This window comes from Psychrobacter sp. PG1 (assembly GCF_014897815.1).
In the GTDB taxonomy this organism is placed as follows: Bacteria; Pseudomonadota; Gammaproteobacteria; order Pseudomonadales; family Moraxellaceae; genus Psychrobacter.
Map to the genome: position 1 here is coordinate 1 of NZ_JABUZG010000058.1, position 26,193 is coordinate 26,193.

The following is a 26,193-nucleotide window of genomic DNA, read 5'->3' on the forward strand; positions in this document are numbered from 1 at the left end:
ACCCTTTGAGTTTGAAAAGCGGTATTATGATAATTTAATCCTGTCAGGCATGGCTGCCTGACTCAAGTAAATCACTCTCCGATATAGTCGGGGCGGTTCATTATGAGGTTTTGGAGGAGTATAGGGAAAGGAGAATTAGTGAACATACCACTCAAACAAATATAAAAAAATCTTTCAATAATATAGTGGAAACTAAATATTTGAGTCGAAACTCAACTGTATATACATCATTTAACGAAATAGAAATATACAATAAAATACTCAAAGATTTAGAGCTTTTCTCAAAAATATTTACAATCTATATCAACCTAGTAATTAACCAACTTAAACCAACTAAACCTCTTGATGCCTTTGGTAATTTGAAAAAAGAAATTGATGCAGTCTATACGTTTAATTATTCTGACACCTTCGAGAGACTGTATCCAAATAGTCTTGAAAGTCAACTTAATCAAGTAGAAGTACAGTATATTCATGGCAGTGCGGAACGCAAAAATATTGTGCTTGGAATAAGCGACTTAGATGAAGGAAAATTAAAAAAATATAAAATTTACGGCTTTGTTAAGACTTTTCAAAAACTTGTCAGTAATACTGATTATATGTTTTTAGATAATAGTGATGTGAAGCTAACAAGTAAGCCACCTATAAACTACCTGCTTCAAAATGACTATGAGATTATTATCTGGGGACACTCTTTAGATTCTTCAGATGGAGAGTATATTAGAGAAATGTTTAATCTGAACAGTGATAATCTGTTGAATAGAGTCACTATAAAAATTTGGTATCATGGCTCACAACACATGCAACTCGCTAATCTTATGCATATTATGGGTAAAGATATTATTCAAGAATGGATGAAGAAGGGCTGGCTAGTATTTGAAGCCGCACCCGATATTTATGCAGAGAATAAAAAGGCTGAATGATTATAACTTAAAAGTATTTTTTGGTAATTTTTGTCCTATTTCTCATAGCAGTATGCGTGACGACAAATGACTGTCTGTTGTGTTGAATTGACCTAATATTGGGATTAAAAGGAAGGGCTTCATAGGTGTAAATTAATAACTAATAATTGGTCATATCAAAACTTGTGTTTATACCAAATGCCCCTTAATATGATATCAATGAGCAATATGAACTTATAACAACGGACGTTGAGGCATATAATCCATCATGCAAAATAACAAATTCTTAGAATTAAATGCGAATGAAAACTCACTAGGCATGGCAGATTCTGCTAAACAAGCCATTATAGAATCTTTAGGTGAGGGCTTTCGTTATCCAGATAATCCACGCGCGGCGCTCATTAGCAAAATTGCCACCATCCATGGTGTGGCAGAAAACCAAATCTCCTTAGGCAATGGCTCGACTGAAAATATTCGAGCTACCTTACAAATGTTGCAAAACAAAGCATTAAAAGAGGGTAAGCAGTTTCAAATGGTGATTCCTGTGCCAACGTTTGATTGTGCAGAGATGTATGCAAATTCCATTGGCGTGCCTGTGGTCAAGATACCATTAACCGCTGAAAACTATGATTATGATTTTGATGAACTACAAAAAGCAGCTGACGATTTTGATGGCATCAGCCTACTTTATATTTGCAATCCAAACAACCCAACGGGCATCATTACATCAACTTCAAGGCTTAAAACTTGGGTAAGTAATGCACCAGATAACCATTACTTCTTGCTAGATCAAGCTTACTTGGAGTACGTATCAGATCCAAGCTTTGAGAGCGGTATTGAGTGGGTGAAACAAGGGTTATCCGACAATCTTATTGTTATCCATACTTTCTCAAAGTTATGTGCCTTAGCCGGTATGCGAGTGGGATACGCAGTTTCTAATCCGCAAGCAATCGAGGCTGTCGAAGCGTTTATGTCTATGGACAACACCAACTTGTCAGGTGCGGTTGCTGCTATTGCGACGTTAAATGATGCCAAGTTTTTAGCGCTCAGCTTGCGCAATACCAATCAGTCGCGCCAAATGATTGAGACAGTATTAGACGATCTTGGATTGCGTTATTTACCTTCACAGACCAATTTTATTTTTCATGAGATAAAAGGTGATTTAAAAACTTATATCGATAGAATGCGTGACCATGGCATCAAGGTTGGTCGCGAGTTTCCACCTATTACAGGTTTCAACCGTCTAACACTTGGCACACCTGACGAGATGGCAGCATTTATTAAAGTATTAAAGCTGTTCCGTGAAAAAGGCTGGGTCTAAGTAGTGCATTAAAAAATTGCTAATTTGAAATATCGATAAACTAACAAGACTAGGGCGTGTCCTCAATTCAATCGATTACTTGCTAAATGGGCTAAAAATGGCTAAAAATGGCTAAAAATGGCTAAGTTCAGTTTGGTTAATGCTATCTAGGCTGTCCGCAATAGGGGCAAAGCTTGAATGTTTCTCGGCCAATTGATGCGCGGTTACCATCTCGCCTTGGGGATTATCTTCAGTCGCTTGCGTGACCATAGATTGATCAGGAAAGGTCAAAAATCGATTGTCCAAGTCTACCAAAAAGACATAACCACCCAGCTTATCTTGCCACTTTTTCATGGCTTCATCGAGGTTATCTAATAGCAGATTAAAACTCACTACCCCATCAAAAGCCTGATTGCGACTGTCATACAATGCCTTGGCACACGTCATCATCGGCTGATTGCTTTGCGGATCGACATACGCACGGCTCCAGACACAGTGGTCATGGCGTGCGTACATCGCAGGAATGTACCACCACTCTCTATAATAGGGACTCGGCGTTTGGCGCACTTGATTATACTGCTCTAACGGCTGCATGTTGCCTGCGTCATCACGCGCCCACACAAACGACTGACGCTCTCGGTTTTGAGCGTACATATTTGGATCAAACCACACGCCGCCGCCCATAATCCGTTGATCGGTCTGTTGCATGAGATTACCAAAGGTTTCTCTATAAAGACCGTCTTCTTTTGGCAAGCCGCCCGCCATCGCACTGGTTGCCTTTGCCAGTCCGTCGACATGGCTGATATTCGCCATAATGCTATTAATAGCTTCGTTACCCGTTTCAACCACTGTCTCTGAAGTCATCTCCAATATACGAGGCTTAGCTTGAGTCTCAATAACCCAATACACCATCAGGATAATTAGTAAAAAAGCCAATGCTAAAATAATCAGCATGCGTGTGGAAATACTACCAAGCCGACCAGCAACACTCATAGATAAACCTTATATTGATGCGTCTACCATCATCAATGCATCACTTAATGAATAAAGACATCAGTGATACGAAACCACCATTTATAGTGGGCTCAAGGATACGATGCCGTCATGACAATATGATGACAAAAGTTTTTTTTCTTATCTGTTGACCAGCACCTTTTAATTAACAACAATTAGCTTGCCGTTGATAGATACAACCTTGTACTCATTTAGCGCTGCTCTCTTTTTATCATCAATAACATCATGCAGCTTATTGAGCGCATAGCTGTACTATCAGCCATTGCAAGGCACAAAAAAGCCACTTATTGTTTAAGTGGCTTCTTCATATTCAAGTCAGTCGCTAATTTTTTTATTTATGTCATCAATATCTCTATGATTATAGAGTCTGCCAAGTTTATCTTGTTCTGTACTGTGAAATTTTATACATATGTTATATTAATAATACTAATATAGAGGGTGTGTTTGTATTTTATATAATATCGCGGATCACCGTCACTTATCACTGATTGCAAAGCCTGTCTGCTGTACACTCAGAGCTTAATATCACTCGCTCATACAGCTATTCAACTAACCCTAAAGAAAGGCGCTCACAAAGTCTTTCTCTTTTAAATATTAAAGGAAAAGCGATGCGTCCTTTGTTTTTTAGTACTTTGTGCTTAGCAAGTAGTCTTTCACTAATGGCTTGTAGTAGTCATCAACCAACCACGGCAAAAGAATCAACAGCTATCATTAACAACACGGCAAAAGAGAACGCTGACGAACAGCTAAGCATGGAGCCGTCCAGCCCCGAAGAACCGTTATCAGCGTTCACCGCTTTTGGTAATACAGAAAAAAGTTGGCGCACAGTAATTGATGGCAACCAACTCAGCATTGAAGCAGATTTTTTGAAACCAACGACCATCGTTGTCTCTCGTTCGACCTATGCCGAAGGTGTGGAATACGTGAGTACCGTTAGCGGCAAACCTATTATTATGAATATACACAGCCAGATTTGTACCGATGATAATGGCTATCAAAATGAATTTACGGTGACGTTGACTTATGATAATAAAAGCTATCAAGGTTGTGCCGTTGCTGGAGCGTATGAAACAGCGCCTACGTAATTGCATAGAATTTATTGTGGTTAGCAACCATCATAAATAGCCAGCCATTAGCCAGTGGATAACGCATAACTTGGCAAATAAGTACTTATATTACTTTCAACCGATGTCATTATTGTTTAATAAAAATACCCTATAGTCTGTCTATAAACCCTTCATTTTAGTCAAATAACCTTTTATATCAGTCTTACTCAATAAGGATGAACCTATGAAAATTACGAAGACTCAAACCAATAATCCGGTAGACCACGACACATTTATCCATCAGCCTGATGCCAGTAAAACCCGTGTAGCAAACATACCAGGCAAGCGCTTACCCTTCCCTGACCAAATTGGTAATTATCAGCGCAATATTGGGACGCCCACTGACGCTTATCAGGACAGTAAGGTTTATATCGTTGGGGGCGGTATTGCAGGTTTGGCCAGTGCTTATTACTGCATCCGAGATGGCAAAGTATCCGCTGAAAACATTACCATTTTAGAGCATCTTGACGTGGCAGGTGGCTCCTTAGATGGTAGCGGCAATCCTGAGACGGGTTATATGGTGCGCGGCGGTCGTGAAATGGATTTCACTTACGAAAACTTTTGGGATTTATTTCAAGATATCCCCGCTCTTGAAATGCCTGCGCCTTATAGCACCTTGGATGAGTATCGCATAGCAAATGACACCGATCCTAATTACTCTATTGCACGCCTGATCCATAAGCAAGGCGAGATAAAAGACTTCAGTCAACTGGGATTGAGTAAAGCCAACCAACTCGCTTTAATTCGTTTGCTATTAAAACCCAAGGAAGAGCTAGACGATATCACTATTGAAGAGTATTTTGATGACAGCTTTTTGAGTAGCAACTTCTGGACATTTTGGCGAACCATGTTTGCTTTTGAAAACTGGCACAGCTTACTTGAGTTTAAGCTTTATACGCATCGATTTTTACACGCATTGGACGGTCTAAACGACATGTCTGCACTGGTATTCCCAAGATACAATCAGTATGATAGCTTTGTTATGCCACTACAAAACTATTTAAAAGATAAAGGTGTGCAGTTTCAGTATGACACGCTCGTTACCGATTTAGACATTGAGTTTGAGCATGCTGACAAGGTAACAGGCACCAAAAAGGTCAAAGCCATCATCACGGAGAAAGCGAGTGAGCAAACCACCATTCCTATGGGTAGCAATGATTACGTCATCGTGACGACTGGCTCCATGACCGAAGATACCCGCTATGGGGATGATCATACTGCGCCGACGCTGGACTTCACAAAAGACACTATGGGGCAATCGTCTGGTTGGAAAGTATGGAATAATCTGGCTAAGCAATCTGCCGTCTTTGGTCATCCAGAAAAATTTAATCAGCATGTGGATAAATCTGCTTGGATGTCGGCGACGTTGACCTGCCAGCCGTCTGCCTTTATTGATAAGCTCAAAACGCTGTCTGTCAACGACCCTTATAAGGGTAAAACAGTGACCGGTGGCATCATTACGATTACGGATTCAAACTGGTTGATGAGCTTTACTTGTAACCGTCAACCGCATTTCCCTGATCAGCCAAAAGACACGCTAGTCGTATGGCTATATGCCTTGTTTATGGATAAAGAAGGCAATTATGTCAAAAAACCCATCCCAGAATGTACAGGCAAAGAGATCTTGAGCGAACTCTGTCATCACCTTGGTATCCTCGATGATATAGAGAATATCATGGCCAATACCATCGTCAGAACGGCTTATATGCCCTACATCACCTCGATGTTTATGCCTCGTGCTAAAGGCGATCGCCCTGAGATAGTCCCTGATGGTTGTGTCAATATGGGTCTAGTCGGTCAGTTCGTCGAGACACATAATGATGTGGTATTTACCATGGAGAGCTCTGTTCGTACTGCTCGTGTCGCAGTTTATGAGCTATTAAACGTGCAAAAACAAGTCCCCGATATAAACCCATTACAATACGATATCCGTCAATTACTAAAAGCCGCGAATACACTCAATGATGGTAAAGGTTTCATCGGCGAAGGTCTATTAACTAAGCTTCTTAAAGGTACTTATTACGAGCACATATTGCCAAAAGCCAATCAATCCACCAACGGCAATGACTCAATATTTACTCAGCAGTGGGAGGCAATCAAAGGACTTTGGCATAAGTAGCTCTGGCATCAGTAATGTTAGTTTTGATAAAAGCAGCTTTGATAAAAATGGCTTTAGTAAAACTAATGACGAAGAATAAAACGATAACGCTCTAGGGCCTGCCCTCATTTTAAAATGCAGATAGAAATGAGGTCATGCCCTAGTCAGACTTGGATAACTGCTGTAATTGCTCAATCAGCCAACGGTGTATACCACTGTGACTGGTACGTGGATGCCATGCTGCTATCACCTTAAATGTGGGTGGCAGGGCTTCCACTTTGAGCTCTTTAACCCGACTGTTTGGCAATAAACGCGAGGGATAAAATGCAATCATATCGGTTGTATAGAGGATATCTGGCACTGCAGAAAAGCTAGGAACGGACATAACAATGTTTCGTTTAAGACCTTTTTCTGCAAACCACTGATCATGAGAACCACGTAAGTTAGCGCGTGAAGGTGACACCACCAGCTGCGAGTGTGCAGCAATTTGCGCCAGTGACAGCGGCTCTGTTGTAAAACTATTATCGCAACCAGTAATGCAAAAATGTTGTTCTTCAAGCAGCGTCACATAAGCCAAGTTATCAGGGATAAATTCTGGGAAAGTAATCAGCAGATCAAGCTCGCCTGCCGCAATAAGCTGATTGATATTGTCTGAGGCAAAATCACGTACGATTAACTTCAAATCAGGCGCGTCGCGGCGTGTTATATGAAACAACTGCGGTAATAATGCCTGCGTCGCATAGTCGGTCGCGCTAATCGTAAATACGCCTTTATAAGTCTGCGGCGAAAACATATCTGGCTCTAACAGTGCTTCTAACTGCTCTAATATACGACTAATGGGTTGCTGCATCGATAGCGCTTTGGGAGTTGCCACCATGCTATTGCCTTGACGAATAAACAAACGATCATCAAACAAATCACGCAGCTTACGTAATTGTTCGCTGATTGCCTGCTGTGTCAGCCCCATTTTGCGCGCGACTTGTGAGAGATTTTTTAGATCAAGCAACGCATGTAGCACTCGCAACTGCTTGATATCAAGTCGGTTAATTCCATTCATAATATGTACCATTTATAATTGTATCTTAAACAACAAAATCCTGTTTCCGATTGTATCCATAAAACTCTATGCTTGCCAACCTTACTTACGCAGTAATAAAGCATCAAAACAAGCTCAATGGTTTAAACAATAACCCAATCTATTTGTTTTAAAAGAGAGTTTTATGGAACCATCTAATATCGATACCAGCCCATTATTTGCATCTGTCACACTTGGACCATATACGTTAAAAAACCGTATTGTCATGCCACCGTTGACACGCTCTCGCAGCACGCAACCGGACAATATTCCTAATGAATTAATGGCAAGCTACTATACACAGCGCGCCTCTGCAGGTTTTATGGTCACTGAAGGCACGCAAATTGAGCCAAGGGGTCAAGGTTATGCGTGGACGCCAGGCATACATTCGCATGCCCAAATCGAAGGCTGGAAAAAGGTCACTGAATCGGTACACGCAGCAGGTGGTATCATTTTCGCTCAGCTTTGGCATGTGGGTCGCGTGTCTCATACCAGCTTACAACCACAAGGCGCTCAGCCAATTGCACCATCAGCTATCACTGCTGACAATGTAAAAGTATTTATCGAAACAGCACCAGGTGCAGGCGCGTTAGCCGATCCTAGTGAGCCACGCGCACTCAGTACTGATGAAGTTAGTGAACTGGTCGCTATGTATGCGGCAGCCGCGCGCAATGCATTGGAGGCAGGTTTTGATGGCGTCGAGCTGCATTGTGCCAATGGCTATTTGGTGAATCAGTTCATCTCTGAGCATAGCAACACACGTGATGATCAATATGGCGGTTCATTGACCAATCGCTTGCGTTTCTTAAAAGAAATCGTGGCTGCCGTCAGTGAGGTGGTTGGCGCTGATCGCTTAGGCGTACGTTTTGCACCGCTGTTTGCTAGCACAGATGAAACTCGCGTGTATTTAGGGCTAGTGGAATCAGATCCACATCATACGTATATTGAAGCGATTAAAGTACTTGAACAAGCGGGTATCGCTTATTTATCTATTGCAGAAGCTGACTGGGACAATGCCCCTGATTTACCAGAGACTTTTTATCAAGCGGTCAGAGCGGAGTTTTCAGGACGTATTATCTATGCGGGTAAATACACGACGGAAAAATCGGTTCATATGCTAGCTAAAGGTTATGGCGACTTATTTGCTTTTGGTCGTCCCTTTATTGCTAATCCCGATTTACCTGAGCGCATCGCCAATCATTGGCCACTCAACGAGGCAGATCCTACCACGATGTATGGTGGCACCGAAATTGGCTATAATAACTATCCTTACTATCAAAACTCTTAATACAATAAGGCCATTCGTGGCCTTATTTTTTTGCTTATGAATAGGATGTTTTTAATAGCTGATTCATATATATAGCCCTTATGATTCATCCGACTGATCAAATAACTTTTCGATAGGCTTGCTATGTATCTTTGAGCTATTGAACAGCGACTTATTACCAGTATCCGCTTCTGTCCAAAAATTAATATTGAATTGGGCATCATCACTTAATTCTACGCGGTGCCAATATTGAGGCGGACTGACCGCGAACTGCCCTGCTTTAATAACAATTGTTTTTTCAGGTTCAGTGGCGGCTTCATCAGCAAAGCCGTAAAAGGTAACCGTGCCTTGCATGACACAAATTTGGCCGTATACGCCCTCTGCTGTATTGTGATGAGTCAGCAAGGCTTTTGGGACTTTATCTTTAGTAAAAAAGTGGGTCGAACGCTTTATTTTCCAATGGCTGGGTATGACGGGGTTTGAGGCGACAGTATCACTCATGGTAACTCCTTGGCTAATTTGATGGGTGTATCCCAATCCTTTTTATTAACAGCGTACTTGTGAATAAAATTCTATTAATAAACAAGAAAAGCACGCACAGTAATGGTTATTATTACTATAGCGCATCATATTTTTAAATGTATTGCTATCCTCATATCATCTTAGTTAACCATCAATATATAGGATATTAAAGCCACTTTTTAATCCCCATTAAGTAGTATGTGAAATGACATTCATACTGCTTTCGCCTAATGGTTAGCGAGCTTACTTATTGCTACATTAACTCCATCTAAACTATCCAGTTCGACGGTGGAGAATACTTGTCATGCATGCAAAAGAGCTACTTGAGGTTGAACGCCGTGATATAAGAGCGCTTCACTATACGTGGATTGCTTTTTTTCTGACCTTTTATGTCTGGTTCAATATGGCGCCACTAGCCACTTCTATGCTAGAGGCCGAAAGCTACTTAACTTCTGAACACATCAAATTATTTCTCATTGCCAACGTTGCTTTGACCATTCCAGGACGAGTGGTAGTCGGCATGGCATTGGATCGCTTCGGTCCGCGTCGCGTGTTTTCCATACTGATGGTCGTCATGGCGATACCGACATGGTTCTTCGCTTTTGGTGATTCCGCGATGCAGCTGTTCGTCGCTCGCCTATTTATGTCTATCGTGGGCGCAGGGTTCGTCGTTGGCATTCACATGACTGCCCTTTGGTTTAAGCCAAAAGACATTGGCTTTGCCGAAGGATTTTATGCCGGCTGGGGTAATTTTGGTTCAGCTGCCGCAGCGATTACCATTCCCACGGTTGCGCTACAGTTCTTTGGTGGTGATGACGGTTGGCGCTGGGCAATTGCATTATCTGGCTTACTGATGGCCGCTTACGGGGTAGCCTATTGGTTTTTAATCACCGATGGTCCTACACAAGATACCCATAAAAAAGCACGTAAGGCGGGTGCTTTAGAGGTATCAAGTTGGAGAGATTTATTATTATACTGCCTATTTATTATTCCTTTATATGGCGTATTGGGTGTATTGGTTTATCGCACTAAAAACATGGGATTCCTGAGCGAAACAGGCGCTTGGGGGTTTTATACTCTCATCGCTGTGGTGGTTATTTATCAAATTTATAAAGCCATCAGTGTCAATGTACCCATGCTCAAAGCGGGTATCCCTGAGGATGACAAATACCCATTTACCTCTGTTGCCGCCCTAAATGTCACCTACTTTGCTAACTTTGGCGCAGAGCTGGCGGTCGTCTCTATGCTACCGATGTTCTTTGCCGCAACGTGGAAGCTCGACCCTACCGTCGCAGGGTTAGTCGCATCGACCTTTGCTTTTGTTAACTTATGGGCACGACCACTTGGCGGCTATATCTCTGATAAGGTTGGCAATCGTCGCTTGGTGATGTTGGTATACATGTTCGGTATCGGTATCGGCTTTGGATTGATGGGATTGCTGAATGCAGAGTGGCCATTGTTTATCGCGGTCGTCTTTACGATTCTATGTTCAGTCTTTGTGCAAGGGGCAGAAGGTGCAACTTTTGGTATTATCCCCTCAATTAAGCGGCGCTTAACAGGTCAAATTTCTGGTATGGCGGGGGCTTATGGCAACGTGGGCGCTGTGTTCTATCTATTTATATTTACCTTGGTCGAACCAAATCAGTTCTTTTTTATCATTGCGATAGGTGCATTTATCGCTTGGGTACTTTGTTTCTTCTGGTTAAAAGAGCCTGAAGATGCCTTTGGTGACGAATACAAAATGTCCTCGGTCGATCGTCAAATTGCCGCTGAAGAAGGCTAGTTTTATTAGCTTATAAAATAAAAAAGCCACCCAGCATCAATGTTCGGTGGCTTTTTTTGACTGATATAGAGAGCGATCCAGACATGTAATAGGCGTTATTCAGATGACCCATGATTTTTTTATAAAAAGTAGCGATTTCAAAAAGTAGCACTTTCAAAAAGTAGCATTTTAAAACAACAACCACTTCGATAAATAACCATTTTGACAAACGACTACTTTGACAAATGATTCACGGTCCATACTGCTGCCTCTACCCGTGTACGTAGTCCAGTTTTGTTCAAAATATGCTTAACATGCACTTTTACTGTGGATTCTGCGATATCCAGTTTGTTGGCGATCATTTTATTACTTAAGCCTTCAGCAATCATTTGAATCACTTGCAACTCTCTAGTGGTGAGATTGCCAGCGATATCTTCAATGCTTGGTGCACGTAATGTTTGCGCCAATATTGAAGCCAAATTGGGACTGATAACCAGCTCACCGCGCAACACTTTTCTAATATCGACGATGATTAACTCAGGCTCCATATCTTTTAGCAAATAACCATCCACCCCTAATTTCAACGCTTCTTGTACGTCTTCTCCGCTGTCAGAAACTGTAAATAGCAAGGTAGCCACGTCAATATTTCTGGCTTTGATTTCTCTTAAGGTTTCGATACCAGTCAACACTGGCATTTTATGATCTAGAATGACCAGATCGACCGGATTGTTTGCCAAAAAATCCAACGCTTCTTGTCCGTTATTCACCTCACCAACGACCGTTACATCACTTTCGAGACTGAGCAGTTCTGCGACACCGCGGCGCAGCATGGGATGGTCATCGACCAATAGTAGCCGAGCCGGAGAAGCAGACGTATAAACTTTAGTAGTCATAAAATACTCACAAATTGAAAAATGCTACAAAAAACACAATACAGTGGTTAAGAGCGTTTACTAAGCCTATTCACTTAGTTTTGCTCAGCCATATAATCCGTAAAGAAACTGGGTACAAACCTGACGATGACACTGGTACCTGCGGGTACATTATTAGAGATGATCAAATCACCGCCTAATTTATAGGCACGCTCTTTCATAATCATTAGACCATGATGCTGGGTCTGATTGACAGTCCCTGATATGCCGATGCCGTCATCATTGACCATCATCGCTACATAATTACTTTCATCATCATAAACCAAATCGATAGTGACGCTGTTAGCGTGGGCATGGCGACTGATATTCGACAGCGCCTCCCTTATAACTTGAATGAGATGCACTTGTTCGGTTGCCGTTAGATTCAAGGATAGGATTTGATTGTTGACCTTTATGTCAAACTGTCCTTTTACAGCAAACTCATCAGCCGCCTCATACAAAGCTTCATCAAAATTGCCGCTATCAATCGTCAAGCGAAAAGTCGTCAATAAGTCTCGCAGCTCATGATAAGCAGAGTTCAGACCCATTTTTATTTGACTGATATGCTGCCCAACTTTGATTTGACTTTGCTCATCAAATACCACCAGCCCACTGTCTTTATCAGTAGACAGTTGCAGATGTTTTTCGAGCACGCTGACTTGTATTTTTAGATAAGACAATGACTGTGCTAAAGAGTCATGCAACTCCCTAGCAATGGTCGAGCGCTCTTCAAGTAGAATAAGCTGATGGTCTTGCTGTCTTTGTCTGCGTAGGGATAAGGCGGTGCTGACGAGATTGGTCAGCACAACAATCAATTCATTGTTTTTAGCAATTAAGTAACTACTATCCACCTCTACTACTTTGATGCGTGTTGAATCTTCCTCGCTTTTTTTCTTATCTTCTGCATAAGCTTTATTGGTCATTAAGACAGATTTTGGTCTTACCTTTAACTCACCAAATTCTATATCTTGATGAATAATCGGAAACGTTTTGGTATAAACGTCTTCTTTAATAGAGCAGCTGTCACAAGTGAGTTTGGTACATAGCTCCTTCATCCTATCATCGTGCAGGGCTATAGAGTTTTTATTGGTTAGAATATTGCTTTGGATACACAGCGTAAAATCTAAATATGGGAATATACACCCAAAGCCAGTAATCAATTCATCAAGCCGGTGTAAGCTCACAGGGCTACTGGTCAACTGCTTTGAGAAATCATAAAACAATGATAAGGCTTGGTTGGCTTTTACCAGATGCTGAGTCTTTGTCTGTACCTCACTCTCAAGTGAACGCTGATACCTCTCAATGGTACTGGCCATACCGTTAAAAGAATTGCCAAGCGCTTCAAATTCTCTATAACCGCTGATAGACACTCTCGTATCATATTTGCCTTCTTTAAACGCCCGATTGGCTTTAATGAGTTGTTGAATAGGCGTTAGCACTGAGTTCTGTAACCTTTGTACGCCTATCAGCATAATAATCATGCTCAGTATCAGTGATAGTATTTGTAGGTTTTGCTGCCATGTCTGACGCTGCTCATTTCTATCCTGTAACGCGCCAACAAAACGATTAACATCGTCAATATACTTGGTTGAATCACTATAAAAACCTTGCTTGTCTTGTGCCAATAATGATGGTTTTAAATCACGAAACCATTGTGATTTTATCTGGCTCCATTGCTCACTGATCGCCTTATCTCTGTTGGCACTGGTCAGTTGATACGCTTGTAATTTGTTGAGACGACTCTCCATGTCTTCAACCAGTATGTCTATTTTTTCAGACTCGCTTTTATTGGAGAAATCCAGTCTGTCTTGCTTTTCTACCTGCGGCGCATTGTCACTATCTAAGCCATCTTGTTTGATATTTAGGCTTGAGCTAAAGGGATGGTTATCCGCAAAGTCAGTCGCTAACTGAAAGCTAATGCGATACGTTGCCATGCGTATCGATCCTGCGGTATTAATCGCCTCAGCATCAGACTTTGCGACCCAAGCGAGCGCACCGCTGCCTATCGCTGACATCAAAAACAAAGTAGCGATGATCGTAATAGCAATCCAAGTATGAAGGAACAAAGACTGCCGTCGTAGATTAGACATGATTAATAGCGCTCCCATCAGATACTTTCTGCACAAAAGATTTGAGATCTTAAAATTGAACGTCGCAAAGGCAAAAAATACACAGCATAAAAAATACTACAGCGCACTTAGCAGTCCATCGACAAGCAAAATTTTAGTAATCATTCTGCCCGCAACATACCTCTTTTAGCCATCAGTATACCACTATGTATGAATACTCATCATCGGGATAACGCAGTACCGTGAGTTATCGTTTCTATAAAACCATTGATTGTGATGATTTGCTGTTATCAAGGGCGCATTGGTCACAGACATCAATCTACCGCATCAATCCAACCCAAATATAAGCAGTCATTAACAACAATCAAAGCGACTGCATACGGTAATTTTTATAACGGCTGAAGGTTATAAAACTATCCATTATAACTAAGCATAAATGATATTAAGTGAGGAATAGTATGGGCAATGATTACAACTTCAAAGGTGGTAAGCTCATCACTGACTGGCGACCTGAGATAGATGAGTTCTGGAAAGGGGGCGGCAAAAAAGTCGCCACTCGAAATTTATGGATATCCATTCCATCCTTGCTACTGGCGTTTGCGGTATGGATGGTATGGAGCGCGGTCATCGTGCGCTTACCTGAGATTGGTTTTGATTTTGATGGCGGGCAGCTATTTTGGCTCGCCGCGCTACCCGGACTATCAGGGGCGACGCTACGGATTTTTTATTCTTTTATGGTGCCGATTTTTGGTGGTCGGCGTTGGACCGCGATATCGACTTTGTCTTTATTAATTCCGGCATTATGGATGGGCTTTGCAGTTCAGAATCCTGATACGCCGTTTATGATATTTGCCATTATTGCGCTGCTTTGCGGCTTTGGCGGTGGTAACTTTGCCTCGTCTATGTCCAATATCTCGTTCTTTTATCCAAAAGCGGAACAAGGCACAGCGCTTGGGCTAAACGCTGGTTTGGGTAATTTGGGCGTGTCGGTCATGCAGTTCGTCGTCCCGATGATTATATTGGTAGCGGCCTTTGGTAGCTTAGGCGGCGACCCACAAGTCTCTGCAAGTGGTCAGCTGTTTTATCTACAAAACGCGGGCTTTATTTGGGTACCCTTTATCCTGCTGTTCTCAGCATTGGCATGGTTTGGCATGAACGATATTGCCACCGCCAAAGCCTCGTTTAAAGACCAATCCGTTATCTTTAAACGCAAACATAACTGGATTATGTGTATTCTTTATATGGCAACCTTTGGCTCCTTTATTGGTTTTTCCGCCGCATTTCCGATGCTGATTAAAAACTCATTTCCTGCTATTGATGCGCTTAAATTTGCCTTTTTAGGTCCTCTAGTCGGCGCACTATTTCGTCCACTAGGTGGCTGGATATCTGATAAAACCAGCGGCGCAAAAGTCACTTTTTGGAACTATATTGTGATGGTATTGGCGGTATTGGCGGTGATGTACTTCCTACCTAGCGAAACCAATGAGGGCAGCTTTGTCGGCTACTTTATCTCCTTTATGGTGCTATTTATCACCACGGGTATCGGTAACGGCTCTACCTTTACCATGATTCCAGTTATTTTTAGAACCTTTCACGAACGCCTTGAGCCTGAGAAAGCAGGGACAGAGCCGCTATTTATTGAAATACGTAAAGAGTCAGCGGCGGTGGTTGGATTCACTTCAGCAATCGCCGCTTATGGCGCGTTCTTTGTACCAAAAATGTTCGGTTCAGGACTGGGTATTGATGGCACCTTTATCGCCTTAATTGTCTTTTATATTCTCTGTATCGTATTGACTTGGTGGTATTACAGCCGTGCTAATGCTGAGATTCCTTGTTAAAGCGCCTTTTATAACAACCGTCTTTTGAATGAGCAATGACCAACCTATGAAGTGCTACTTGCTGATGTGAGTAGCACTTTTTTTGTTTTAAATTTTTGCTAAGTAATTTCCAGCTGCTAAATAAGCAGGGCTCATGGACGTTTAACGATTAGACGTTTAACAGTTAGACGCTCAATAATTAGACACTTAACAGTTTTTTTAAGCAAATTTGATAACTTGCCGCTACTACTAAGGTGGTAGTGGCCTGCTCATGTTAGCTGATAGTAAGAGGGTGACGGCTTACTTAAAATGACGCTATCGAAATAATATTTACGGCTTAGCTGCATACCGATATCAAGCACTATCAAGATAGAAGCATTCTGCACTCAGCTCTAGATACACCTTAGGCAATAAAATAGAGGATAGCGAAATGAGCCATTTACTCGACCAATTCCGTTTTTTTAAACGTAAACAGGGCGAATTCTCCGATGGGCATGGCGAGACGCGCGATGAGTCTCGTGATTGGGAAAATGTGTATCGTAGCCGTTGGCAGTATGACAAAGTTGTGCGCTCAACGCATGGCGTCAACTGTACCGGTTCTTGCTCGTGGAAAATCTACGTCAAAAACGGCTTGGTGACGTGGGAGACGCAGCAAACCGACTATCCAGAAACCCGTCCTGACTTACCAAACCACGAACCGCGCGGCTGTCCTCGTGGCGCAAGCTACAGCTGGTATATGTATTCAGCGAACCGTGTGAAATACCCTAAAGTGCGTAAACCGCTACTAAAATTATGGCGTGAAGCCAAAGCGCAGTATCCTGATCCAGTTGATGCGTGGGGCAGTATTGTCCAAGACCCTATCAAAGCAGAACAGTATAAATCTAAGCGCGGTTTGGGTGGCTTTATCCGCTCGACGTGGGCAGAAGTCAATGAAATCATCGCTGCCAGTAATGTGTATACCGCCAAAACCTTTGGTCCTGACCGTATCGTCGGTTTCTCTCCAATTCCTGCCATGTCGATGGTCAGTTATGCCGCTGGTAGTCGTTATTTATCATTAATTGGTGGTGTTTGCTTATCATTTTATGACTGGTATTGTGACCTGCCACCAGCATCGCCGATGGTTTGGGGCGAGCAAACTGACGTGCCAGAATCAGCCGATTGGTACAACTCTGATTATATTATCGCTTGGGGTTCAAACGTTCCGCAAACGCGTACACCAGATGCGCATTTTTTTACCGAAGTACGTTATAAAGGTACCAAAACCGTCTCTATTACGCCCGACTATGCGGAAGTATCGAAATTAACCGATTTATGGTTAAACCCAAAACAGGGTACTGATGCGGCAGTCGCGCAGGCATTTTGTCATGTGATTATCAAAGAGTTTTATCTTAAGCAGCCAAGTGATTATTTCTTAGATTATGCCAAGCGTTATACCGACTTACCTGTGCTCGTCATGCTAGAAGGTGAAGAAGGCGCACGCCATGCGGGTCGCTATCTACGCGCTTCTGACTTAATCGATAATTTAGGTCAAGAAAACAACCCAGAATGGAAAACCATCGGTCTAAACAGTGATGGCGAGCTGGTTTCTCCGCTTGGCTCTATCGGCTACCGTTGGGGCGAAAAAGGCAAATGGAATCTTGAACAAAAAAATGGCACCACAGGCGCAGAGATTGATCTAACATTGACTTTAAACGACAGTAATGAGACCTGCGTAGTCGGCTTTGATTACTTTGGTCATGTAGATCATCCGCATTTCACCTCAGTACCGGGCGAAGCAATACAGCAAAAAACCGTCCCCTGTAAAACCATTACTTTAGCCGATGGCAGCACCGCTATCGTCGCCACTGTATTTGATTTAACCGTGGCCAACCTTGGGGTTGATAATGGCGTTGGCGGCGAGCATGTCACCGACGACTATAACGATGCCACCGTACCGGGCACGCCTGCTTGGCAAGAAGTCATCACCGGTCTGAGCCGTGAGCGCGTCATTCAAGTCGCGCGTGAATTCGCTGAAAACGCCCATAAGACTCATGGTAAATCGATGATTATCATCGGCGCGGGTATGAACCACTGGTATCACCTCGATATGAACTATCGCGGCGTGATTAACATGCTCATGCTGTGCGGTTGTATCGGTAAATCGGGCGGCGGCTGGGCGCATTATGTTGGGCAAGAAAAACTACGCCCTCAAACCGGCTGGTTGCCATTGGCATTTGCGCTTGATTGGCATCGTCCACCGCGTCATATGAATGGCACGAGCTTCTTTTACAATCACAGCTCACAGTGGCGTCATGAGACCATCTCTGCCCATGAAATCCTCTCGCCTCTCGTCGATAAAAAGTTTTTCCCTGAGCATATGCTTGATTACAACATTCAAGCAGAACGCGCAGGCTGGTTACCTTCAGCACCACAACTCAATCGTAACCCACTGACCATCGCGGCCAAAGCCGCCGATTGCGGTAAAGATGTGGAAGAGTATGTGGTCGATTCTCTACAAGATGGCAGCTTACGCTTTGCTTGTGAATCCCCTGATAATCCTGACAACTTCCCGCGCAATATGTTTATCTGGCGCTCAAACCTATTGGGCTCATCAGGTAAAGGCCATGAATATATGCTGCATTATTTCTTGGGCACCAAAAATGGCTTGCTCAATAAAGAAAATGCCAAAGGTCACCTGCAACCAAAAGAAGTTGATTGGGTAGACAAAGGCCCTACTGGTAAATTAGATTTGGTTGTCACCCTAGACTTCCGTATGTCATCTACCTGTTTGTATTCTGACATCGTACTACCAACAGCAACGTGGTACGAAAAAGATGACATGAATACCTCCGACATGCACCCCTTTATTCATCCATTAACTGCGGCAACCGACCCTGCGTGGGAATCTAAAACCGATTGGGAAATTTATAAAGGCATTGCCAAGAGCTTCTCTGAAGTATCAAAAGGTCACTTAGGCGTTGAAACCGACGTCGTCACCTTGCCGATGCAACATGACACCCCAGGTGAGTTGGCACAACCATTTGGTGGCACTGACTGGAAAACGGCTGGCGAAAAACCTGTACCGGGTAAAAATTGCCCAATGATTAAAGTGGTTGAGCGTGACTATCCGAATACTTATGCCAAATTTACCTCGCTTGGCCCTGCCCTAGAAAAATTAGGCAATGGCTCCAAAGGTCTGAATTGGGATATGAAAACCGAGGTCAAGCAGCTCGGCGATTTAAACCACCGTGTGACTGAAACGGGTATCTCTGAAGGCAGACCGCGTCTTAATACGGCGATTAACGCTTCTGAGATGATTTTGATGCTCGCGCCTGAAACCAATGGTCATGTGGCGGTAAAAGGCTGGGCTGCACTCTCTGAGTTCACCGGTCGCGACCATACCCACCTGGCCAAGTCTAGCGAACACGAAAAAATCCGCTTTAAAGACATCGTCGCACAGCCGCGTAAAATCATCTCAAGCCCGACATGGTCAGGTATTGAGTCAGATCAGGTCAGTTATAACGCGGGTTATACCAACGTCCATGAGCTGATTCCATGGCGTACGATTACTGGTCGTCAGCAGTTTTATCAAGACCATCCTTGGATGCAGGCGTTTGGTGAGCAAATGCAGCAGTATCGTCCACCTATCGATACCAAGACCACTGAGCTGCTCAAAGACGCTAAACCAAATGGCAATAAAGAGATTGTACTGAACTTCTTAACACCGCACCAAAAATGGGGCATCCACAGTACCTACTCTGAAAACTTGCTGATGCTGACCCTAAGTCGCGGTGGACCTTGTGTCTGGATGTCAGAAGTCGATGCGCAAAAAGCCGGCATCGTCGATAACGATTGGATTGAGCTGTTCAATGCCAATGGGGCAATCACTGCCCGTGCTATCGTTAGCCAGCGGGTCAAAGAAGGCATGACCATGATGTATCACGCCCAAGAAAAACTGGTCAATATTCCCGGTTCTGAGCAAACAGGCACGCGCGGCGGTATCCATAATTCGGTCACTCGGACGATTTTGAAACCGACGCATATGATTGGCAGCTATGCCCAGCAGTCTTATGGCTTTAACTATTATGGCACCGTCGGTTGTAACCGTGATGAATTTGTCGTGATTCGTAAAATGTCAAAAATCGACTGGCTAGAAGACAAACCCGATAACGAATTGCCACGTCCGTTACCAACCAGCATTGAAGGGTAAAGCTGTTTCTTCTATCGAAAAAATATCCTGATTTCAGGATATCTAGGAAGAACATAAAGTTGCTTTTTTACTATTATTTGGAGCACAGATCCATGAAAATTCGTTCGCAAGTCGGCATGGTGCTTAACCTTGATAAATGTATCGGTTGTCACACCTGCTCAGTCACCTGTAAAAACGTCTGGACCAGCCGTGAAGGTATGGAGTATGCGTGGTTTAACAACGTTGAATCAAAACCCGGTATCGGCTACCCCAAAGAGTGGGAAAACCAAACCAAATGGAAAGGCGGTTGGATACGCAATGCCAATGGCACTATCAATCCGCGTATCGGCGGTAAGTTCAGAGTACTCGCCAATATCTTTGCTAACCCTGACCTGCCAGAGATTGATGACTATTACGAGCCGTTTGATTTCGATTATCAGCATCTACATACCGCCCCTATCAGCAACCATCAACCTATCGCCCGCCCGCGCTCAGCCATCACTGGCAAGCGTATGCAAAAGATTGAATGGGGTCCTAACTGGGAAGAAATCCTCGGCTCAGAGTTTGAAAAACGTCGCAAAGATAAGAACTTTGACAACATTCAAGCGGAGATTTATGGCGAGTACGAAAACACCTTTATGATGTATTTGCCACGTCTGTGCGAGCATTGCTTGAACCCTACTTGTGTGGCGTCATGCCCAAGTGGCGCGATTTATAAGCGTGAAGAAGACGGCATTGTCTTGATTGACCAAGAAAAATGTCGCGGCTGGCGCATGTGTATCTCAGGCTGCCCGTATAAAAAGATTTACTACAACTGGAAGTCGGGGAAATCTGAAAAATGCATCTTCTGTTATCCCCGTATTGAAGCCGGCTTGCCAACCGTTTGTTCAGAAACCTGTGTTGGTCGTATCCGCTACTTGGGCGTACTGCTTTATGACGCGGACAAAATCGCTGAAGCAGCAAGCACACCTAACGAGCAAGACCTTTATCAAGCACAGCTAGACGTATTTTTAGATCCAAACGACCCTGCTGTTATCGCTCAAGCATTAAAAGACGGTGTACCGCAATCGGTCATTGATTCAGCCCAGCGCTCACCAGTTTATAAACTAGCGATGGATTGGAAACTTGCGCTACCGCTACACCCTGAATACCGCACGCTACCGATGGTTTGGTATGTACCGCCATTATCACCGATTCAAAATGCTGCTGAAGCAGGCAAAGTCGGTATGGATGGCTTGATTCCAGATGTCGACAGTTTACGTATTCCACTGCGCTATTTAGCAAACATGCTTACCGCAGGCGATGAAGAGCCAGTTCGTCTAGCATTGAAGCGCCTACTTGCTATGCGTAGCTACAAGCGTATGCAATTGGTTGAAAAACAAGAAGTCCAAAGTATCTTGGATGATGTGGGTTTGACCAAGCTGCAAGTGGAAGAGATGTACCGCTACTTGGCTATCGCCAACTACGAAGATCGCTTTGTGATTCCAACGGCGCATCGTGAAGAAGCATTGAGTGACGCATTCGCTGAGCGTAATGGTTGCGGATTCACCTTTGGCGAAGGCTGTTCAGGACATTCGGACAATAGCATGTTTGGACAACGCAAAACCAATCGCCGCGATTTTATCGATACTGTCCAAAAGTGGGAGTCATAAGATGCAAACTACTCAACTTAATAACAGCACTTCAGTGCATGAGCCAATTACCCAACCAACCATCGGCCATTCAGACTTAAAACTACTCAAGGTACTCAGTCTACTTATCGATTATCCAAGTAATGAGCTGTTTCTCGGCGATACGCTTGCCGATTGCACAGAGATTGTCGCCAAATCAACACTGATTAGCCCAGAAGTACGTGCGCAAATCATCGACTTGATTGAAGATTTAATCGATACCGGCTCTCTTGAGGCGCAAGCGCGTTATGACGGTCTGTTTGAGCGTGGTCGTTCTTTATCATTGTGGTTGTTTGAGCATGTACATGGCGAATCGCGCGACCGTGGTCAAGCGATGGTTGATTTGATGGGTCAATATCAAGAAGCGGGCTTTGAGATTAGCGTCAAAGAGCTGCCTGATTATCTGCCTTTATATCTCGAATTTTTAGCGTATCAAGCAACCATTATTGAAGACGACATTCAAATTCGTATGGATATCGCTGATGTGAGCCATATCCTCGCTTTGCTTGCCGCCAGATTAGAGGGTCGCGGTAGCTTGTATAAAGGCTGCTTCAATGCGCTATTACAAATCGCTGGTAAACCGCTCGATATCGTTGAAGAGTATCAAGAAAAAATCAGCAAAGAGAAGCGTGATGACAGCTTTGAGGCATTAGACAAAGAATGGGAAGAAGAAGTGGTGACGTTTTTAGATGCGCAACAAGAAGAGCGTTGCTCGTCAAAAACAAGTACCCAAAATCTTGCAGCAAAAGCTGGTATAAAAAATGCCTCTGCTACAAATGCGGTCGATGCTCCAGTGCACTGGGTAGATTTTAAAACCAACCAACCGGTTAAATCATAATAAGGAGAAAGGACATGAATATCGCAGATCCTAGTGTGCAGTCTTTAGCCAACCTAAACTGGCTACAAATTTTCCTTTTTGGCGTTTATCCGTATGTGGCATTGACCATCGCTATTATTGGTACTTGGGTACGTTTTGATTTATCTCAGTATTCATGGAAGACGGGCTCGACGCAGATGCTCAGAAGCAAAAACATGCGCCTTGCCAGCAACTTATTCCACGTTGGCATTATCGTGGTGCTCCTCGGTCATTTATTTGGCATGTTGACGCCGCATTTTCTTTATGATCGCTTTATCAGCGCCGGACATAAGCAGATTTTAGCGGTGGTCGTTGGGGGTATCGCAGGGGTGTTTTGTTGGTTTGGCTTAGTCATGCTCATGTGGCGACGCTTTATCGATGACCGTATCTCAAACACCTCATCGTTCTCAGACAAGCTGGTACTGGTGCTGTTATTTATCCAGCTAAACTTGGGTCTGCTTTCCATCTTTACGTCAGTGAAGCATTTAGATGGCTATACCATGATGAATTTGGCAGGCTGGGCACAGGACATCACAATTTTAAGACCTTTGCAGGCAGCGGCGCGCATTGAGCAAACTGACTTAATTTATCAGCTGCATATGGCGCTCGGCATCACCCTGATTGCGATATTTCCGTTTACACGGCTTATTCATATCATTAGCGCACCAATTTGGTATTTCGGGCGTCGCTATCAAATTGTCAGACAAAAGAACTCTCAGTAAGGCTATAGAGCAGTATCTAAATGGAACGGCGTTTTTGACCCTATCCTCACCTAGATACTGCTCTTTACCCTACCTTTAACGATGAATCAACACGCCCTATATTTTAGAATTTCTATTACCAGAATCCTTAGTGGAGCAAAGCCATGACTGTCAGTACCTACAATCCAGCCGACCATGCGACCAACCAAAACGCTCATGTGCATAGTGGCAATCATCACAGCCATGATAATGACAATCACAGTCACAGTCACAGTCATGCCGATCACACCCCTACTGGTCGCGGTGATGATATTCTTAGAGTAATGCCAACCTTATCTGATTTGCAAAAACCGCATTCTGACCAAGAGTTCATCGAAAAAGCAATGGCAGAAGAGCGCAGCAACCATAAAAACCTGATTGCCTCTAGCCGTGATGAGCTGCCTTCAGTGACGGTCAATGGGGTGATGATAGATAGAACCAATATCGCCCAAGAGCTGCAATATCATCCAGCAGAAAACAAAGAAGGTGCCGTCTTTTTAGCGACACAAGCGCTGGTTGTGCGCGAATTACTCAGACTGGCGGTTTTAGATGAGCCAAGTCTTGGTGAAGCGGCGTGGGAAAACGACGAAGAGCAAGCTATCTCTACTTTAATAGACAAAAACGTTCAAGCAACGATGCCAGATATGGCAACTTGTGAGCGCTATTATAAGCAGAATATGACTGACTTTAAGACTGACCCCATTATGACCGTACGCCATATTTTATTGGCATGCCCGCCTGAAGATGGTGATGAGCGCTTAAAGCTCAAAAAGACCGCGTACGAGTTTATCGAACAAATCAAAAATAACGCCAATCCTGATGCCGAGTTTATCCAGTTAGCACGCCAGCATTCGGCTTGCCCTTCAAAAGAGCAAGGCGGCGAATTGGGTGTAATTAGCAAAGGTCAAACCGTACCAGAATTTGAAGGTGTATTGTTTAAGCTCGATAAAGGACTTGCACCAAGCCCTATCGAAAGCCGTTACGGTTTTCACATCGTTGAGGTGCTCAATAAAGAACCTGGGATACAGATGACTTATGAGCAAGTCAGCCCTGCAATCCATAATAAATTGAGCCAACAAGCCTTTCACCAATCATTATGCGACTACTTGTTTACCTTAGCGCATGAGGCTGATATCCAAGGTATCGAGATGACGCTTGAGCAAGAGAATATATTCCGCGGCTAAGCAGTCCGCTGTCGGTCACTTAATTCTTATGTTATAAAGTAGCTGCTATGGTATAAAGGTTCTTGTGATACAACACCCTTTTTATGCTATGTGTCGTTCAATATCAATAACACAGTTCAATATTAATAAAATGAGTAGACGTTTATGATTACGGTTGCAGGACTTATCTCTGAAATACAGCAGCGTATAGAAGCTTATAATACTAACGACTATCCGCTACACAAAAGAGTGGTCGAAAGCTACGACTTATTAGACAGCCGTCATCATATATTGGCAGAAGATATTGTCTCGCCTTTTGCCATACCAAGACAAAATCTATCGGCGATGGATGGTTATGCGATCGCTAAAGACAGCATACTCTCAGCAGACAGCACGATTGATATCGTGGGTGAATCACAAGCAGGCAGTCCTTATAGTAGCGACATTTCAGCAGGACAAGGGGTGCGTATTTTTACCGGTGCGGTCGTTCCTGACAGCTGTGATACGGTCATCATGCAAGAAAATACCAACTTTGCCGCCATAAAAGACCGCATTGATAAATCACAGCCTTATGCTATTACCCTCAGTCAAGACGCTAAGCATGATGACAATATCCGTAAACAAGGCGAAGAAATTAAAGCTGGCGAAGCGGTTTTATTAAAGGGTAAACGCCTAAATCCTGCTGATATTAGCTTATTGGCTAATTTGGGCTTTGGTCAAGTGACGGTATATCAGCCTTTAATCGTTGGGGTACTGGCAACAGGTGATGAGCTAGTGGCCATTGGCAATGAGCTGACGAGTTTGGCGCAAATCTATAACTCGAACACGCCTACCCTAAAAAGCTTACTCGCTGATTTGCCCATCACTATTCGTGATTATGGCATTATCCCAGATGACCTAAATAAAACCACCACCGCCGTAACCCAAGCCATGCAAGAGTGCGACGTCCTTATCTCTACCGCTGGCGTATCGGTCGGCGACTATGATTTTTTAACCACCGTCATTGAGCAGCTTGGGCAGATTAACCACTATAAAGTCGCGATGAAACCCGGTAAGCCATTTGTCTTTGGCGAGCTGACTAAAGATCTTGCCAAGCCCGTGCTATATTTTGGCTTACCCGGCAATCCGCTATCGACCATCGTTGGTAGCCTACAATTTGTGATCCCAGCCTTGTGGCAAATGGCAGGCGCTGCGCCACAAGAGCGACCGATGCAGTTAAGTCTCACTGCAACGCTTAAAAATGATATCAAAAAATCAGCGGGACGGATGGATTTTCAAAGAGGCATATTGTCCCAAAACGAACTTGGCGATTTCCAAGTTGAAAGCTTTACCAAGCAACAATCGCACCGTATCAAACAACTAAGCCATGCCAACTGCTTCATTGTACTAGCACAAGATTCTGGCAATGTAGCCGCTGGTGAAACCGTAAAAGTGCAACCTTTCCCTTGGTTGCATCGCTGAATAATAGCTAAACAACAGCTAAACAATTGAATCATTAATAACGGTATAGTTAAAAAGTTGCATGGCTAATCAATTGTATAACGAGTTACACAGTTAATCATTCTTTATACTGTTGATTAGCCATGAATCATGAGAAACTGCTTGGGGCGTATGTTGATTTTAAAAATCATAACCAAGTAGCATCTACTACTTTAGTGGTAGTTTTTGGGTCACTTACGGTGAATGGTTATTTGCTAGCAAGCTGTCATAATCGTGTTTAAATAGAACTTCCCACTCACAACCTGAGGCAACGCCT

18 protein-coding genes are annotated in these 26,193 nt (G+C 43.4%); 13 read left to right on the forward strand and 5 right to left on the reverse strand.

What is annotated here, in order from left to right; genetic code table 11:
* Nucleotides 1–110 precede the first annotated feature (110 nt).
* Both INT03_RS08985 and INT03_RS08990 read left to right on the forward strand, forming a co-directional pair.
* Complete coding sequence (locus INT03_RS08985; RefSeq protein ID WP_193008686.1) at nt 111–920, forward strand: AbiH family protein; 810 nt, start codon at nt 111–113, stop codon at nt 918–920.
* Between the two features lie 247 nt (nt 921–1,167).
* Nucleotides 1,168–2,220, forward strand: coding sequence for a pyridoxal phosphate-dependent aminotransferase (locus tag INT03_RS08990; protein ID WP_193008687.1), 1,053 nt, complete (start codon nt 1,168–1,170; stop codon nt 2,218–2,220).
* 111 nt (nt 2,221–2,331) lie between these two features.
* Here INT03_RS08990 and INT03_RS08995 read toward each other — a convergent pair whose 3' ends face one another.
* Nucleotides 2,332–3,192 (reverse strand): cache domain-containing protein, encoded by an 861-nt coding sequence (locus tag INT03_RS08995; protein ID WP_226951676.1) that lies wholly within the window; start codon nt 3,190–3,192, stop codon nt 2,332–2,334.
* Nucleotides 3,193–3,821: 629 nt separating this feature from the next.
* On the opposite strand from INT03_RS08995, the gene INT03_RS09000 reads away from it, so the two are divergent.
* Nucleotides 3,822–4,298, forward strand: a complete 477-nt coding sequence (locus INT03_RS09000) for a hypothetical protein (protein WP_087814501.1) — start codon at nt 3,822–3,824, stop codon at nt 4,296–4,298.
* 205 nt (nt 4,299–4,503) lie between these two features.
* Nucleotides 4,504–6,438, forward strand: a complete 1,935-nt coding sequence (locus INT03_RS09005) for an oleate hydratase (RefSeq protein WP_193008688.1) — start codon at nt 4,504–4,506, stop codon at nt 6,436–6,438.
* A 139-nt stretch (nt 6,439–6,577) separates the two neighbouring features.
* Here INT03_RS09005 and INT03_RS09010 read toward each other — a convergent pair whose 3' ends face one another.
* Nucleotides 6,578–7,474: a LysR family transcriptional regulator gene (locus tag INT03_RS09010; RefSeq protein ID WP_193008689.1), complete on the reverse strand. Its 897-nt coding sequence runs from the start codon at nt 7,472–7,474 to the stop codon at nt 6,578–6,580.
* 178 nt (nt 7,475–7,652) lie between these two features.
* Between INT03_RS09010 and INT03_RS09015 the strand changes: the two genes are divergently transcribed.
* On the forward strand, nt 7,653–8,780 hold the full coding sequence (locus INT03_RS09015) for an alkene reductase (protein ID WP_265089718.1): 1,128 nt from the start codon (nt 7,653–7,655) through the stop codon (nt 8,778–8,780).
* 78 nt (nt 8,781–8,858) lie between these two features.
* On the opposite strand, the gene INT03_RS09020 is transcribed toward INT03_RS09015, so the two are convergent.
* Nucleotides 8,859–9,260, reverse strand: coding sequence for a DUF1971 domain-containing protein (locus INT03_RS09020; RefSeq protein ID WP_193008691.1), 402 nt, complete (start codon nt 9,258–9,260; stop codon nt 8,859–8,861).
* 325 nt (nt 9,261–9,585) lie between these two features.
* On the opposite strand from INT03_RS09020, the gene INT03_RS09025 reads away from it, so the two are divergent.
* Entirely contained in the window at nt 9,586–11,064 is a 1,479-nt protein-coding gene (locus INT03_RS09025) for an MFS transporter (protein WP_045455078.1), read from the forward strand.
* 212 nt (nt 11,065–11,276) lie between these two features.
* Here INT03_RS09025 and INT03_RS09030 read toward each other — a convergent pair whose 3' ends face one another.
* Together INT03_RS09030 and INT03_RS09035 are read right to left on the reverse strand one after the other, a co-directional pair.
* Nucleotides 11,277–11,936: a response regulator gene (locus INT03_RS09030; protein ID WP_193008692.1), complete on the reverse strand. Its 660-nt coding sequence runs from the start codon at nt 11,934–11,936 to the stop codon at nt 11,277–11,279.
* A gap of 74 nt (nt 11,937–12,010) precedes the next feature.
* Nucleotides 12,011–14,044 (reverse strand): histidine kinase, encoded by a 2,034-nt coding sequence (locus INT03_RS09035; RefSeq protein ID WP_226950221.1) that lies wholly within the window; start codon nt 14,042–14,044, stop codon nt 12,011–12,013.
* A gap of 437 nt (nt 14,045–14,481) precedes the next feature.
* Between INT03_RS09035 and INT03_RS09040 the strand changes: the two genes are divergently transcribed.
* The 7 genes from INT03_RS09040 (at nt 14,482) to glp (ending at nt 25,898) form a co-directional block, all read left to right on the forward strand.
* A complete protein-coding gene (locus INT03_RS09040) occupies nt 14,482–15,861 on the forward strand; it encodes a NarK family nitrate/nitrite MFS transporter (RefSeq protein WP_193008694.1) in 1,380 nt (459 codons plus the stop codon).
* Between the two features lie 409 nt (nt 15,862–16,270).
* Nucleotides 16,271–20,029: a nitrate reductase subunit alpha gene (locus tag INT03_RS09045; protein WP_193008695.1), complete on the forward strand. Its 3,759-nt coding sequence runs from the start codon at nt 16,271–16,273 to the stop codon at nt 20,027–20,029.
* A gap of 92 nt (nt 20,030–20,121) precedes the next feature.
* Nucleotides 20,122–21,660, forward strand: coding sequence for a nitrate reductase subunit beta (gene narH / locus INT03_RS09050; RefSeq protein ID WP_055125087.1), 1,539 nt, complete (start codon nt 20,122–20,124; stop codon nt 21,658–21,660).
* 1 nt (nt 21,661) lies between these two features.
* Entirely contained in the window at nt 21,662–22,516 is an 855-nt protein-coding gene (gene narJ, locus INT03_RS09055) for a nitrate reductase molybdenum cofactor assembly chaperone (protein WP_193008696.1), read from the forward strand.
* 14 nt (nt 22,517–22,530) lie between these two features.
* Entirely contained in the window at nt 22,531–23,256 is a 726-nt protein-coding gene (gene narI, locus INT03_RS09060; protein WP_193008697.1) for a respiratory nitrate reductase subunit gamma, read from the forward strand.
* Nucleotides 23,257–23,558: 302 nt separating this feature from the next.
* A complete protein-coding gene (locus tag INT03_RS09065; protein WP_413469113.1) occupies nt 23,559–24,458 on the forward strand; it encodes a peptidylprolyl isomerase in 900 nt (299 codons plus the stop codon).
* Nucleotides 24,459–24,602: 144 nt separating this feature from the next.
* A complete protein-coding gene (glp, locus tag INT03_RS09070; protein ID WP_193008699.1) occupies nt 24,603–25,898 on the forward strand; it encodes a gephyrin-like molybdotransferase Glp in 1,296 nt (431 codons plus the stop codon).
* The last annotated feature ends 295 nt before the right edge of the window (nt 25,899–26,193 follow it).